This window comes from Pedobacter sp. CAN_A7, from assembly GCF_015752175.1.
Classification (GTDB): domain Bacteria; phylum Bacteroidota; class Bacteroidia; order Sphingobacteriales; family Sphingobacteriaceae; genus Pedobacter.
The window spans coordinates 848,902-864,511 of record NZ_JADOUW010000002.1; the positions used below are offsets into that span (position 1 = coordinate 848,902).

The following is a 15,610-nucleotide window of genomic DNA, read 5'->3' on the forward strand; positions in this document are numbered from 1 at the left end:
AAGGCAGTGTAAGGCTTAACTATATTAAATTTGACCATGGTTAAAACGTTGTTTCTATTGCTGATCCTAGTCCTGCCTGTAAGTCTTGTTGCACAAACGGTGTTAAACGGTACAGTTTACGACTACGAAAATAAGGATTTTCCACTACAGCAGGTAGCGGTAAGAAACCTGAGCAATAACCAGGTGGCGGTTACCAAAGCCGCGGGGCAATTTACCATTCCTGCAAAGAAAGGTGACCTCATAACTTTTACATTGGTGGGCTACCACGTTGATACTTTATTTCTAGTCGACTTAAAACCTAAAACCATCTATCTTCCCGGAAATTCAAGGGACCTGAAAGAAGTGGAGATTGTAAGCACCAAAATATCACCTTATTTAGACCTGAGTAATCCGAATGCACAACCTAGCAGAAGAGTGGCAACTGATGGTTTAGCCGGTAAAGAAAATACAGACCGTGCGGGTGGGCTGAAATTTGCCTTGGGTTATGGAAAATACAGACGTGAGCAGGAGAAGGTGCAGCGATTGGAAGCCCGCGATGAGTTTGAGACAGAGATTAACGCTAATTTTAATGCGCAAACCGTTCATGAACTGATTAAATTGGAGGGAGAAGAGCTTAAAGAGTTTATGGCCATTTACCGCCCAACTGTTGCCCAGGTATCAAGTGAGCGTCCTTTTAACTATTCCTACTATATAGCACAGGCTCACCAGACCTGGTTAAAGCTAAGCCCAGCTCAAAGAAAACTGCCTCCTATGCAGCGCCTGAAGCGAGATTAACCCCAAAAATTGCCGGCAATACTATTAATCATGTTACAATGATGTCAGGATCAAACTGGAATTGATACATTTACGGTATAACCAACAATTTCAAAATTGATTTATAACATGAATAGAACCACCATTAAACCCTATTTGGTTTTAATTTTAGTCGTATTTTTTAGCCTGAGCGGCCAAACCTATGCACAAACACCAGCTGCAGCCAGTAATTATGACCCTCACGCAGCTTTCAGTCCCTTGTTTTATACACATAACGGAAACGAATACCGCTCGGCCAGTGGTTATCCTGGTCCGAAATACTGGCAGAACCGTGCAGATTACAATATTGTGTCTGTATTGGACGAAACCAATCATACCTTGAGCGGTACTGTAACGATTAGCTATAAAAACAATAGTCCTGACCATTTACCTTTCCTATGGTTACAATTAGACCAGAACCTATTTGCTCCGGATTCCCGTGGCGCCTCGTTAATTGCCAGTGGCAGCCGTTATGGCGCCAGAGGCGAGAAGCTGGACGGTGGTTATTCGATCAAAGGTTTAAATGTAACGCAGAAGAACAAGTCGGTTAAATTTACCTCGATCATTGAAGATACCCGGATGCAGATCCGTTTGGCAGAGCCATTGGCTGCCGGAGCAGAAATTACGTTAAAAATGGATTTTTCCTTCTTGATTCCCATCAATGGATCAGATCGTATGGGTCACCTGACTACCCAAAACGGGGAGATATACACCATGGCACAATGGTTTCCACGGATGAGTGTTTACGATGATGTTATTGGCTGGAACACCCTTCCTTACTGGGGAGCAGGTGAGTTCTACTGTGAATTTGGTAATGTAGACTACACTGTAAATGCTCCTGCAAGTCACCTGGTGATGGGTTCAGGGGCATTATTAAACCCTGAAGATGTATTTACCTCAACACAACTTAAACGTTGGAATGCAGCGAAAAACAGTGATACTAAAGTAGCTATCCGTTCAGAAGCTGAAGTTACAGATCCGGCCTCCCGTCCGTCAAAAGACAGAATCACCTGGAAGTTTAGGATGGAAAACACCAGGGATGTAGCCTGGTCGTCGTCAAAAGCATTTGTATTAGACGCCGCAAGGATCAACTTGCCAAGCGGTAAAAAAGCATTGGCAGTATCGGCACAACCTGTAGAAAGTAATGGTGATGATGCTTATGGTCGTGGTGTAGAATATGTGAAAGCATCTATAGAGCATTACTCCAACAAGTGGACAGAATATCCTTATCCTATGGCAGTAAACATTGCGGCTAACGTAAGCGGAATGGAGTATCCAGGTATTGTGTTTTGCGGTTGGAAAGCTAAAAAAGGCAGTGTATGGGGCGTAATAGATCATGAATTTGGTCATACCTGGTTTCCAATGATTGTTGGGAGTAACGAACGTAAGTTTGGCTGGATGGACGAAGGATTTAATACCTTTATCAATGGTTTATCTACTGCCGAATTTAATAATGGGGAGTACAAAAAAGGAAATGTTAACATGCACGCGGTGGCCAAGGCTTTCGCTAATCCTGAATTGGAGCATGTGATGCTGGCACCAGATGCGATGCGAGAGAAAAACATTGGCATTAACTTATACTACAAACCTGGAATGGGCTTAGACCTGTTACGCAACCAGGTGTTAGGCGCAGATCGTTTCGATTATGCCTTCAAAAAATACATAGAAGAATGGTCATTTAAGCACCCTACTCCAACCGATTTCTTCCGTTCCATGGAAAATGCAGCAGGAGAGGACCTATCGTGGTTTTGGAAAGGCTGGATCATTGAAAACTGGAAAATGGACCAGGCAATTACCGCAGTTACCGTGGCTAAAAAAGATAATGTTGCCGATGGATATAACATAGAAATTGCCAACCTGGAAAAAATGCCTATGCCTGTGCACTTAACTATTACCTTAAAAAGCGGTAAAAAAGAAGTGGTGAAGTTGCCTGTTGACGTTTGGATGCGCAATACAAAATGGACAGTGCACTTCCCAACTACAGAAGAAGTGGTATCGGTGGTACTGGATGTTGATAAAACCTTACCGGATGTTAATCCGGATAACAACAGCTGGTTTAAATAAACCACAACCCAGACTTTTACCTCATCAACGCCTTCATGCCTTACTTTATTGGTGTGAAGGCGTTGTTTTAAGTTACGTAATGAACCACATCACAAATACGTTGCGACTTTCAAGCCTTGCCCTATTCCTTTTCCTGTCCTTAACGGCATATAGCTTTGCCAATCCGCCTGTTAAATATTTAGGCATTGAGCAAGGCCTGTCTAATAATGCCGTCAATTGTATTTTTCAAGACCGGGAAGGTTTTATGTGGATGGGTACTTATAACGGCTTAAATCGTTACGATGGTTCTAAATTTGTGCATTATAACAGCATCTGGGGAGATCATAGTTCGCTACCCAGTAACCACATTACGGACATTGCTGAAGATCGTAAACATCAACTTTGGATAGGCACACAAAAGGGTGTGGTTATTCACCAGACAGATGAGGCAAAGTTTGTTCCTGTAAATTACCAAAATGCAGCAGGCAAGACGCAGAAGATCGGTTTTAACATCAACAATTTGCTTGCCGGTGCTGGTGGTGATATGTACATCGCTACCGCAGATGCTGGATTACTTGTTTATCAGGCGAAAGCCAAAAGAGCAATACAGGTTTTTTTTAACAATAACCGAATTAACTATCATGTGCAAGCGTTGTTGTTAGACCGCCAGGAAAGGTTATGGTTGTTTATTAAAGATATTGGTTTATGCCGCTACGACGTGGTTAAACAAAAGATCACCCTGATTGATGGCAGCCTGAAAACGGCTACGAGTCTGAAAGAGGATAATCACCGCAGGCTATATATTGGTACACCTGGGGGCTTATATTCATACAATCCTGTTGGGCAAGGCAACTCGCGGCTCATTAAGTTAGAGATTCCATTAAGCAATAATAATATCAGTGACCTTCAGCTCAGTGCTAATAAATTGTGGATTGCAACCGATGGTGGCGGTATTAACATCATGGACCTGGATACGCGGAAGCTGGAATACCTCCGGGCTGGCGAAGCGGAAGGCTTATTAAAAAGCAATGCGGTCTCTTCTATATATGAGGATAGGGACTCCAGAAAATGGATTGCCACGCTGCGGGGTGGGGTTAATATCATGGAGCCTAAACCAAAGAGTTTTCAGTGGATTAAAAGAGACCCCCTTCTAAAGAACAGCCTGGTAGATAACTTTGTGCTTTCTTTTGCGGAAGATGAAAAACATAACCTTTGGATTGGCACCGATGGCGGCGGACTTAGTTTCTACCAGACCAACACACAAACTTACGTAAACTATAAAGCTGGTGGGAATCAATCTGGTTCCCTGAGCAGTAATTTCATCGTCAATATCCTTAAAGACCATAAAAACCAAATATGGGTGGCCGCTTTTGCCGGAGGCATTGACCTGTTCCAACCAAACACAGGCAAGTTTAAACACTATAACCTCTACCACCCGGGAAAGAAAGTGTTGGAAAACAATTTGTGGAAATTATATGAAGATGCTTCCCATCGACTATGGGCAGGGACCACACGCGACGGGGGATTATACCTTTTTAACCCGCAAACTGATCAGTTCGACTTGTTTGATCAACGTTTAATGAATATTCATGCCTTGCTGGAGGATCGCAGGGGTACCTTATGGGCAGGCGATTACAACCATCTGATCAAGATTGATATACGCACTAAAAAACACGAATATATTCAGGTTGATGGGGCCATCCGATCGATGCTGGAAGATCAACAAGGAAACTTCTGGCTGGGTACCGAGGGCGGTGGTTTGCTGCTGTTTAACCGGCAGCAGAAAACATTCAAGCGCTTTACGATGGCCGAGGGACTCCCTGACAATTCCATCCTGAATATTTTAGAAGATGATCTGGGGCGCTTATGGGTCAGCACCTATCACGGCCTTTCTACTTTTGATCCATCCACCGGTAAGTTTAAAAACTATGTAGTATCTGATGGTTTGCAAAGTAACCAGTTCAGTTACCATGCGGCGTTAAAACTGGCATCGGGTGAAATGCTTTTTGGTGGCATTAAGGGTTTTAACCGTTTCGACCCCCTAAAGGTTACACGCCAGCATCATGTGCCGGAACTTAAGCTCTCCGGATTAAGGGTAAATCATGTGGCTGTGCACAACAGCTTGACTTTAAAACACCTGGATGTACCTTATGACCGGGCCAACCTGGCCATCGACTATGTGGCATTAGAATATTCCTTCCCAGAAAAAATAAGTTATGCCTATTACCTGGAAGGATGGGATTTAAACTGGAACCAGGTAGGTAAAGCCACGACTGCCTATTACAGCAGTCTTCGCCCGGGAAGTTATACCTTAATGGTCAAATCTACCGATACCGAGGGCAACTGGCTGCCCCCAGTTAAGCTTACCATCAGGATCCTTAGTCCATGGTACCTCAGCTGGTGGGCTATCATGAGTTATGTGATAATTACGGTAACAACCATATACCTGATCCGCTTAAACTGGCTTCGCCATCGAAATTTGGAGCGCAGTGTGGAAAGTGCACACCTGGATATGGAGCGGGAGAAAGACCTCAACGAAAAGAAACTCTCCTTTTTTACCAATATCTCCCATGAGTTCAGAACCCCATTGACCTTAATTATCAACCCGATTAAAGACTTGCTGAAACGCGAAGACCAGGCCGACCGCTCTGAGTTGAATGTCATTTACAGGAATGCCAAACGTTTGCTTGGCCTGGTAGATCAGCTTCTTTTATTTAGAAAGGCAGAAAGTGAGAGTGCCCAGCTCCATATAGTAGCACACAATTTTGTGTCGCTCTGTAAAGAGGTATTTATCTGTTTCAGTCAGCAGGCCAAACTGAAGAAGATCACTTATACTTTTAACAGCACTGCCGATGACATCACTATTTATTCCGACCGCGATAAAATTGAAATCGCCTTATTTAATCTGCTCTCCAATGCCTTTAATTTTACGCCAAAGGGGGGTAAAATTGATGTTAAGCTCTGGGAGGAGGCTGAAGTGGTTTATTTGCAGGTTGCCGACAATGGGCAAGGCATAGCAGAAGATATGGATGGAAAGATTTTTGATAAGTTCTATCAAGGTAATAACAACACCACGCTTAATAAAGGATTTGGCATTGGACTGTATCTGGTAAAAACTTTTGTAGAGCAACATGCAGGGCAGGTACGTTATGAAGCTACAGTGGGTGGGGGCATGACCTTTTCCATCCGGTTGCCTAAGGGCCAGCAACATTTTGCCACGCAGCAATTGGAGATGGTGCAGGCTGACACGGAGAAATTTAGCAGTAGGGAACAACGTGAGGAGGCAACGGAAGAAATACAGCCGGAAGAAAACATTAACCTTGACCGCCTGATCAACAGCAAACAAACCCTAATGATCATTGACGATAATGTGGAGATCAGGACTTACATGAAACAGATCTTTAAACCACAATACCACATCATCCAGGCCGCTAATGGAGAAGAGGGGCTGTTGCTGGTTAAAAAATCACAGCCCGATATTATCATCTGCGATGTCACCATGCCAGGTATGGACGGGATAACGTTTTGCCGGTTAATCAAACAAGACACTTCAGTAAGTCATATCCCTGTGGTTTTGCTTACTGGAGATTACACAGCCGAACTGAAGTTACAAGGAATTGAGGTGGGGGCTGTCGACTTCATCAGCAAACCATTTGATAAAGAGCTTTTAATAGCCCGGGTTAATGGTATCCTTAAAATTAAGGAAGAATTGCAACATTACTTTTTTAAAGAAGTGACATTAAACCCTGATCATCGTACGGTGTCGGTGGCCCATCGCGACTTTCTGAACCAGTGTATTTCCATCATTGAAGTGTCGCTGCTGGATCCGGATTTTGATGTCAAAAAAATCTCTGTAGAAATGGGCATGAGTTATTCTACCCTGTTGAAAAAGATCAAGGCCATTACCGGCCACTCTGTTAATCGTTTCATAAGGTTTGTGCGATTACGCAAAGCCGCCGAATTATTAATCCACTCCAACTGCAATGTCAATGAGGCTGCTTATCAGGTGGGCATTAATGATGTGAAGTATTTCCGCATGCAGTTCTTCGAATTATTTAAAATGAATCCTTCCGACTTTATTAAAAAGCACAGAAGAGCTTTTCAGAAGTCCTATTACCTCAATAAGGATTAAAATGGTAAGTTTTATGCCCTTTAAATAAAATATACCCCCTCAAAATCCTCTTTTACCCCCTATACAGTTCAATGAATTGTCCTTAATTCGTAAACTGTACTCCTAGAAACGTTAAGTTGACATTTCTAATCGTACAACTCATCACGCTAACCAAATAACACCACACGTATGAATGTAAATTTTACTAAACTCATCTGTATTCTACTTTTTATACAGATCCTGGCAGCCGGCTTTAACACCGTTTATGCGCAGGGAACTTATTCCGTTAAAGGAAAAGTAAGTGATCAAACAGGGGCCGGCATTCCAGGAGCCAACATCAAAGTAGCTGGAACCAGTCAGGGAACGGTGACCGATAACAACGGTGCCTTTATCATTTCGTTAAGTGCACCTGCAACCCTTCAAATTTCTTACATCGGATACACCCAACAAGCTGTACCGGTTACTTCGAGCACGCAAACGCTAGACATTAAGTTGTCGGAGAATGAGGCAGATAAGAACCTGAATGAAGTAGTTGTAGTAGGTTACGGAACGCAAAAGAAATCGGATATTACCGGTGCAGTAACCTCTATTCCTAAATCAAGGTTGTCACAATTGCCGGTAACCAACGTGTTGCAAGCCATACAAGGTGCAGCAGCAGGGGTGAATGTTTCGCAGACTTCTTCTGTTCCTGGTGCACAGCCTTCCGCTTTGGTAAGGGGACAAAATTCAATTAATGCCACTACAGGGCCTTACGTTGTTGTTGATGGTATTCCATTGAGCAAGACAGGTGGATCACTTAATGACATTAACCCAAATGATATTGCCTCTGTAGAGATCTTAAAAGATGCTTCTGCCGTAGCCATTTATGGTACCAATGGTTCTAATGGGGTTATTTTGATTACTACTAAAAGAGGAACAACCGGAAAACCAGTAATTCGTTACAACGCCTATGCAGGGGTAGAGAACATGGCCCACATCTTAAAGCCAAGAAATGGAGCAGAATACGTTCAGAAATATGCGGACTGGAGTGCTCAAACTGGCCAAACACAGATAAACCCTGTACCTAACTTTGGTGAGTTGGCTAATTACAATGCGGGTATTACTACCGACTGGATCGATGAAGCCACACAAACCGGCGTGATGCAGGATCATAATGTGAGCATTTCCGGCGGCACAGAGGATGTAAAGTACTTTATATCTGGCGATTACCTGGATCAAAAAGGGGTAGTAAAAGGTTATAATTTCAAGAGAACTACGATCAGGTCTAACCTGGATGTTGATGTGACTGATTTTTTAACCATAGGTACATCCTTGTTTGTGACCAACAATAACACAGATGGCGGTCGTGTGAATTTTCTGTTTGCCGGTGCAATGAGTCCATACGGTGAAATGTTCAATCCGAATGGAACTTATAAAATTCATCCCATGCAACCTGAACAATTGTTCACTAATCCGATGCTTGGTTTATTGACCGACCGCATTAACCGCAGTACAAATTTAAATGGGAATGCATTTGCGGAAGTAAAGTTTTCAGGTGTTTTAGAGGGCTTAAAGTATCGTCTAAATGCGGGTTATACTTACTTGCCTGCAAGAAGGGCCAGTTATGTGGGCCGTCTGGCAAATGACTTCCTAGGAACAGCAGAGAACTTTAACGCGGAAACGAATAGTTATACCGTAGAGAACCTGTTAACCTATAACAAAGATTTTGGAAAACACCATATCGATTTCACGGGCCTATACAGCAACCAGCAACGTAAGTATATTGAAACTACAGCGCGTGCCGTAGGTTTTGTAAACGACGAATTGTCCTTTAATAACTTAGGTGCCGGTGCCGCACAATCCAGTGCTTCTTATGCAGACCGTTATGCTTTGGTATCACAGATGGGAAGGATCAACTACTCCTACGACAGCCGTTATTTGTTTACCTTAACTGCGAGACGTGATGGCTCCTCTGTTTTTGGGTCGAACACGACTAAATATGGTGTTTTCCCTTCAGCCGCCATTGGCTGGAACGTGAGCAATGAGGCTTTTATGGAAGACGTGAAATTTGTGAATAACCTTAAATTGAGGCTGTCACATGGTAAGTCGGGTAACGAAGCCATATCCGTTTACCGTACCATTACCACCAACGGTATCGTTCGTCAGCCTTTCAATGGGGTAAGTACCATTGGTGCGGTAGCCAGTAATTTAGGTAACGTAAACCTTTTGTGGGAAACAACGCTTTCTACCAATTTAGGTGTTGATTTCAGTTTGTTTAATAACCGTGTTTCGGGATCGGTAGATGCCTATAAAACGAAGACCACCGACATTCTATTGTTGAGAAGTTTACCAATTATCACCGGATATAATAACGTTTTTGACAACCTTGGAGAAGTAGATAACAAGGGTATAGAGATAAATTTAACCACAAAAAACCTGGATAAGGGCGAATTTAAATGGGAAAGCACCTTCAACTTCGCGACCAATAGAAATAAATTAATTGACTTATATGGCGACAAGAAAAGTGACCTTGGAAACCGTTGGTTTATTGGTCAGCCGATTAGTGTAATTTATGATTACCGTTTGCAAGGTGTATGGCAAACTGGTGAAGACCCATCAAAACAAGATCCGGGTGCAAAGCCAGGAGATTTGAAATTTGCAGACTTAAATGATGATGGCGTAATCACTGCTGATGATCGTGAAGTTCTTGGGCAACAAGCACCTAAATGGACAGGTGGTCTAACCAATACTTTCCATTACAAAAACCTGCACCTGAATATTTTTATTCAAACGGCACAAGGCATGACCAGAAATAACAATGATTTAAATTATGGTGATGAAACTGGTAAAAGAAATACACCAGCTGAAGTAGGTTACTGGACCCCAACAAACGGTAATAACAGCCGTCCGGCCTTATCTTACAACAATACCAGAGGTTATGGATATGCCTCGGATGCCGGTTATACCAGGATTAAAGATGTGACCTTAAGTTATGTGTTCGGCGCGAAAACATTAGAGAAACTTCGTTTAGGCAGTTTAACCATCTATGGAAGTGGCCGTAACCTGCACACGTTTACCAACTGGATTGGATGGGATCCTGAAGGCAATTACGCGCCAAGGGGATCAGGGGATTGGGTAGATAACTACCCTGTAACGCGCACCTTTGTTTTTGGCGTCAATGTCACGCTACGTTAATTATCAATATTAAACATCAGAAAAATGAAAAAGTACATCAGCATATATATCACTTTAGCAGTGGTTCTGCTTTCAGTGGCCTGTAAAAAAAGTTACCTTGACGAAAAACCACCTTCGTCCTATACTCCGGTTACCCTTAGTGATTCTTTGGGCTTCGAAGCATCTCTGGTGGGTTTATATAACCATGTGTCTACCATTTATTCCAACAGCAGCCGGCAGGGGATGCTGAGCGTATGGCAAGTAGGAACAGATGTGGCCAATGCCACCAATAACCAGCAGGGGGTTGAGATTCCTTATTATAATTACAACCTGTTAACACCTACAGATGAGGGGTCTGAGATCACGTGGCGCAGTAACTACGTATTAATTAACCTGACTAACATTATCATGGACGGCGTTGCAGATCCTGCAATGACAGCTTTGAGCCCTAAAGGTAAAGCAAGTGTAGATGCCGAAGCAAGATTTTTCCGTGCCTGGGCTTACAATACTTTGGCTACTTTATATGGCGGAGTTCCTTTGGTAGAACATGCTTTAACTGGTCCGAAAACTGATTTTGTACGTGCTCCAATAACAGATGTCAACAATTTAATTGTTGCCGATTTATTGACTTCAATTGCTGGTTTACCAGAAATTGATCAGGTGAAAAGCAACTCAAAAGGACAAATGCATGGTCGTGCGAACAAAGCGATGGCCATGCAATTGTTAGCCGAAGTTTATTTACGGATTGGGAAGCCTGAACTTGCTGAGCAGCAGGCACAAGCCATTATCAACAGTGGTAAATTCAGCCTGATCACTAAACGTTATGGCGTGAAAGCATCCTTACCGGGCGATCATTATTCAGACATGTTCAAGCAAGGAAACATCAGAAGATCACAGGGGAATACAGAAGCCATCTGGATTTTAGAACAGGAAGACCCAGCTATAGTTATAGGAGGTAGAACAGGTGATCCACAACAAAGAAGGGTTTGGGGTGCTGCTTACCACAATGTTAACGGTATGGCCTTGGCTGATTCCTTAGGCGGGCGTGCTTTAGGTCGTTTGCGCTTAAGCAACTGGGTAATTTATGGCTTGTACAAAGGCGACGACGTACGTAACTCTAAGCATAACTTAAAAAGAAGGTTCTATTATAACGATCCTACCAAACCAGTAACATTCGGCAAGATCGTCCCTTATGCTGGTCCGGATACCTTGTTCAACATCGCACCACACATTACCAAATGGTATCAATTCGATCCAAATGATACTTTCGGTTATGCGATGATCAAAGATTTCACCCTGATGCGTTTAGGCGAGACTTACCTGCTGTTAGCAGAGGCGCAATTTAAACAAGGGAAATTACAGGAAGCTGCAAATACCTTAAATGTATTGCGTAAACGTGCTTTTGCTGATTACCCGGCAAGTGGACAGATTACTGCAGGCGAGGTGACCCTCAACCTGATCCTTGATGAGCGTACAAGAGAGCTCATTGGCGAAGAGAACAGAAGAACCACCTTGATGCGTACCGGAACTTTAGTGGAGCGTGCTTTAAGGTTAAACCCTACAGATCAGCAAAAACCAACGGTTGGATTAACGGCGAAAAACTTGTTATTACCTATTCCCTTGCGTGAAATTCAATTGAATAAAGATGCTGTTTTAGAACAAAATCCTGGTTATTAATTAGATGTAACGACACCGATACGCTACCAGCACCTGGTATGAACAGAATAATGTTTAACATGCAATAGATTAAACGACGATTAATGAAATTTATAACTTTTATATTTTTGATGATAGGGGTTCCCTGTTTTGCACAAGCCCAAACCCTTGGTTCGGACCATCAACAAGTGGCACAAGCAGAAAGGGCCTATCTGGTTAATGCGTTGGTTAAAATCGCAGACCCGGTTCTGGTAGCGTTAAGTAAAAATGAATTAAAAAAAACCATGCCCGTTGAATGTGTAGCAGGGGCATTGGAAGGAAGGAAACAAGTGACTTACCTGGAAGCTTTCGGTCGGTTGCTGTCGGGCATGGCGCCCTGGCTGGAACTGGGTGCCGACGAGACGCCTGAAGGTAAATTGCGACAAAAGTATAGCCGATTGGCTTTAAAAGGTTTACACAATGCCACCAACCCACAGGCGGCAGATTATATGAATTTTAATAAAGGCGGTCAGCCACTGGTTGACGCTGCCTTTTTAGCACAAGCCCTTTTGCGCGCGCCTACACAACTGTGGGAACCATTGGACCAGCAAACCAAAACCAATATCATCCGCGAACTGAAGTCGTCACGGGTCATCAGGCCGTACACCAGCAACTGGTTGCTGTTTAGTGCCATGGTGGAGGCGGCTTTATTGAAGTTTGACGGTGCTGCCGATCAAATGCGCATTGACTATGCCGTAAAACAGCATATGCAATGGTACAAAGGGGACGGCGCTTATGGTGATGGCGAAAATTTCCATTGGGACTATTATAACAGCTTCGTGATACAACCGATGCTGATTGAGATTTTAGAGACCACAGGTAACGAGAAAAAACTGTATGCTGAGGTCTTAAAACGTGCCACCAGGTATGCGGGGGTACAAGAGCGATTGATCTCTCCCGAAGGCACCTATCCGCCCATCGGACGTTCACTGGCTTATCGATTCGGGGCATTTCAGTCCTTGTCGCAAATGGCCTTATTAAAGAAATTACCTGCGGAGGTTAAACCCCAGCAAGTGCGTGCGGCACTGTATACCATGATTAAAAAACAGCTGGAAGCACCAGGTACTTTTGATAAAAAAGGTTGGTTGCAAATCGGCTTTTATGGCCACCAGCCAAGTATTGGAGAATCCTACATTTCTACAGGCAGTCTTTACCTATGTAGCCAGGGATTTCTTATTTTAGGACTTAAACCAACAGATGAATTGTGGACCGGCGCTGATGAAGACTGGACACAACGTAAAATCTGGAACGGGCAAGCCATACCAATTGATCACAGTATAGATAATTAAACATGAAGTATTTTTTGTGCCGCATCTGGCTTTTATTGCTTATTGGCTATGCTATGCCCTCTTATAGTCAGCTGACCACCGTTGGCGAAGGTTGGGCGGGCAATTCGGTTAATGCGGTTATTTTTAGAAAGAATTCCATTGCCAGCTGGGCTGGTAAACAATATATTGCCTACTATGATCAACAAAAACAAGTCGTATTAGGTACCCGTAAACTTGGTCAGCAACGCTGGACCGTTAAAAAAACACCTTACTATGGGCATGCCGAAGATGCACACCGCTCCATCAGCCTGATTGTTGATGGCGATGGTTACCTGCACCTATCCTGGGATCACCATGGTAACGCTTTAACCTATGCTAAATCTCTGAAACCTGGAAGTCTGGATTTGGGACCAAAAATCAGCATGACCGGCTTAAAAGAAACCAACGTAACTTATCCGGAATTTTATACCCTGGCCGATGGCAACCTGCTGTTCCTTTACCGCGATGGTGCCTCTGGAAATGGGAACCTGATGATGAACCATTACGACGTAAAGACTAAAACCTGGAAACAGGTACAAGATGGATTAATCAGCGGTGAAGGTAAGAGAAATGCCTACTGGCAGATGGCAGTTGATGCACGTGGAACGATACACCTGAGCTGGGTTTGGCGTGAAAGTGCCGATGTGGCCAGCAACCATGATATGGCTTATGCCCGATCGAAGGATGGCGGCCAAACCTGGGAAAAATCTACCGGTGAGAAATATGCCTTGCCCATAACGCTGGCTACAGCAGAATGTGTTCGAAAAATACCACAACAAAGTGAGCTGATTAATCAGACGTCGATGTTTGCGGATGCGCAGGGCAGACCTTTTATTGCTACTTACTGGCGCGAGCCGGGAGAAACCGTACCACAGTACCAGGTTATTTACCATGATGGCACGAGTTGGCAAACCGCCAACCTGGGTTTCCGTAAAACGCCATTTAGTTTGAGTGGTGTAGGCACCAAGAGCATCCCGGTAAGCAGGCCTCAAATTCTGGCCTGGGAGAAAAAAGGGAAATTAGCCATGGCGTTAATTTTCAGGGACCAGGAGCGAGGCGAAAAGGTTTCTGTAGCCATTAATACCGACCTGAAACAGGCGAAATGGGAAGTGAGAGACCTGACCACAGAAAGTGTGGGCTCCTGGGAACCAAGTTATGATACGGAATTATGGAAAAATAAAGGGATCTTGAATCTCTATATACAAAAGGTAGTACAGGTTGATGGAGAAGGTAAGGCAGAAGTGGGGCCAACGCCAGTACAAGTATTATCTTATCAATTTAATTAGTCGTAAAAGCAAAGTTATGAAGAAAATCAAATGGTTAGCGGCAATGGGGCTGCTGTTTTTTAGTTTATCGGGTCAGGCACAGGAATTTAAAACCAGTGCCTCGTTGTTAAAAACGATTAAAACTAATTATGTAAAAGCAGCAGATCAATATAAGATCATGATGAAGGAGCTGGAAGGCGATCGTTTTCCGAAAACCTTTAGCAACAAAACTCGAAAACTGGAAACCAGTGGTTCGGGGTGGTGGTGCAGTGGTTTCTACCCGGGTACCCTGTTATACCTTCATGAAAAAACTAATGACCAGGCCTTGTTAACCGAAGCGAATCGCATGTTGGGACACCTGGAAAAAGAACAGTTTAACACCACGACCCACGATTTGGGTTTTATGATGTTTTGCAGTTTCGGCAATGCCTTAGCGGCAGATCCAAAACCTGAATATAAAAAGATTCTGTTGAACAGTGCCAAGTCTTTAGCTTCGAGGTTTGATCCGAAAATAGGCTGTATCAAATCTTGGGATAGTAAGGAAGGCGACTTCCTGGTGATTATTGATAACATGATGAACCTGGAACTTTTATTCTGGGCTACCCGTGAAACCGGAGACTCGAGTTATTACAAGATTGCCGTAACGCACGCCAATACGACGATGAAAAATCACTTCCGCCCGGATCATAGCTCTTACCATGTAGTTAACTATAACCCGAAAACTGGTGCTGTGCAAAAGAAACATACTGCACAGGGTTATGCTGATGAATCGGCATGGGCACGCGGACAAGCATGGGGTCTGTATGGTTATATCGTGATGTACCGGGAAACAAAAGAGAAGGTTTATTTAGACATGGCGAATGAAATTGCATCGTTTGTGTTGAAACACCCGAACATGCCTAAAGATAAAGTGGCTTATTGGGATTTTAATGCCCCAAATATTCCAGATGCCTTACGTGATGTGTCTGCTGCGGCCATCATGTCGTCAGGGTTATTTGAACTTGCAAAATATACAGATCGCAAAACCGGTCAATTTTACTTCAACAATGCGGAGCAAATGCTGAAAAGCTTGTCGGCAGCCCCATACCAATCCCTTCCAGGCACCAATGCAGGTTTTATTTTACAACATAGCGTAGGCCACATTCCAGAAAATACGGAAGTAGATCAGCCGCTTACTTACGCAGACTATTATTATGTAGAGGCAATGAAAAGATATGAAGCTTTTAACGCAAAGAAAAAGTAAG

General features: G+C 43.5%; 8 protein-coding genes. All 8 read left to right on the forward strand.

Annotated features, from left to right (window positions below):
* Positions 1 to 36: 36 nt before the first annotated feature.
* Positions 37 to 774 (forward strand): hypothetical protein, encoded by a 738-nt coding sequence (locus tag IWX76_RS09810; protein ID WP_196859714.1) that lies wholly within the window; start codon positions 37 to 39, stop codon positions 772 to 774.
* Between the two features lie 108 nt (positions 775 to 882).
* Positions 883 to 2,856, forward strand: coding sequence for a M1 family metallopeptidase (locus IWX76_RS09815; protein ID WP_196859715.1), 1,974 nt, complete (start codon positions 883 to 885; stop codon positions 2,854 to 2,856).
* Complete coding sequence (locus tag IWX76_RS09820) at positions 2,822 to 6,967, forward strand: hybrid sensor histidine kinase/response regulator transcription factor (RefSeq protein ID WP_196859716.1); 4,146 nt, start codon at positions 2,822 to 2,824, stop codon at positions 6,965 to 6,967. The genes IWX76_RS09815 and IWX76_RS09820 overlap by 35 nt, the downstream gene beginning before the upstream one ends.
* A 168-nt stretch (positions 6,968 to 7,135) precedes the next feature.
* Positions 7,136 to 10,120: a SusC/RagA family TonB-linked outer membrane protein gene (locus tag IWX76_RS09825; protein ID WP_196859717.1), complete on the forward strand. Its 2,985-nt coding sequence runs from the start codon at positions 7,136 to 7,138 to the stop codon at positions 10,118 to 10,120.
* A 24-nt stretch (positions 10,121 to 10,144) separates the two neighbouring features.
* Positions 10,145 to 11,776, forward strand: a complete 1,632-nt coding sequence (locus IWX76_RS09830; RefSeq protein ID WP_196859718.1) for a RagB/SusD family nutrient uptake outer membrane protein — start codon at positions 10,145 to 10,147, stop codon at positions 11,774 to 11,776.
* Positions 11,777 to 11,859: 83 nt separating this feature from the next.
* The gene (locus tag IWX76_RS09835) at positions 11,860 to 13,083 is read left to right on the forward strand and encodes a DUF2264 domain-containing protein (RefSeq protein ID WP_334641621.1); all 1,224 of its coding nucleotides are present in this window, start codon (positions 11,860 to 11,862) and stop codon (positions 13,081 to 13,083) included.
* Between the two features lie 2 nt (positions 13,084 to 13,085).
* Entirely contained in the window at positions 13,086 to 14,387 is a 1,302-nt protein-coding gene (locus IWX76_RS09840; RefSeq protein ID WP_334641622.1) for a BNR repeat-containing protein, read from the forward strand.
* Between the two features lie 16 nt (positions 14,388 to 14,403).
* Complete coding sequence (locus IWX76_RS09845) at positions 14,404 to 15,609, forward strand: glycoside hydrolase family 88 protein (RefSeq protein ID WP_196859719.1); 1,206 nt, start codon at positions 14,404 to 14,406, stop codon at positions 15,607 to 15,609.
* Position 15,610 lies beyond the last annotated feature (1 nt).

Bases quoted from the DNA above. Each gene is read 5' to 3' on its own strand.
- IWX76_RS09845 (WP_196859719.1), top strand. From the start codon at position 14,404: ATGAAGAAAATCAAATGGTTAGCGGCAATGGGGCTGCTGTTTTTTAGT.
- IWX76_RS09830 (WP_196859718.1), top strand. From the start codon at position 10,145: ATGAAAAAGTACATCAGCATATATATCACTTTAGCAGTGGTTCTGCTT.
- IWX76_RS09835 (WP_334641621.1), top strand. From the start codon at position 11,860: ATGAAATTTATAACTTTTATATTTTTGATGATAGGGGTTCCCTGTTTT.
- IWX76_RS09825 (WP_196859717.1), top strand. From the start codon at position 7,136: ATGAATGTAAATTTTACTAAACTCATCTGTATTCTACTTTTTATACAG.
- IWX76_RS09815 (WP_196859715.1), top strand. From the start codon at position 883: ATGAATAGAACCACCATTAAACCCTATTTGGTTTTAATTTTAGTCGTA.
- IWX76_RS09810 (WP_196859714.1), top strand. From the start codon at position 37: ATGGTTAAAACGTTGTTTCTATTGCTGATCCTAGTCCTGCCTGTAAGT.
- IWX76_RS09820 (WP_196859716.1), top strand. From the start codon at position 2,822: ATGTTAATCCGGATAACAACAGCTGGTTTAAATAAACCACAACCCAGA.
- IWX76_RS09840 (WP_334641622.1), top strand. From the start codon at position 13,086: ATGAAGTATTTTTTGTGCCGCATCTGGCTTTTATTGCTTATTGGCTAT.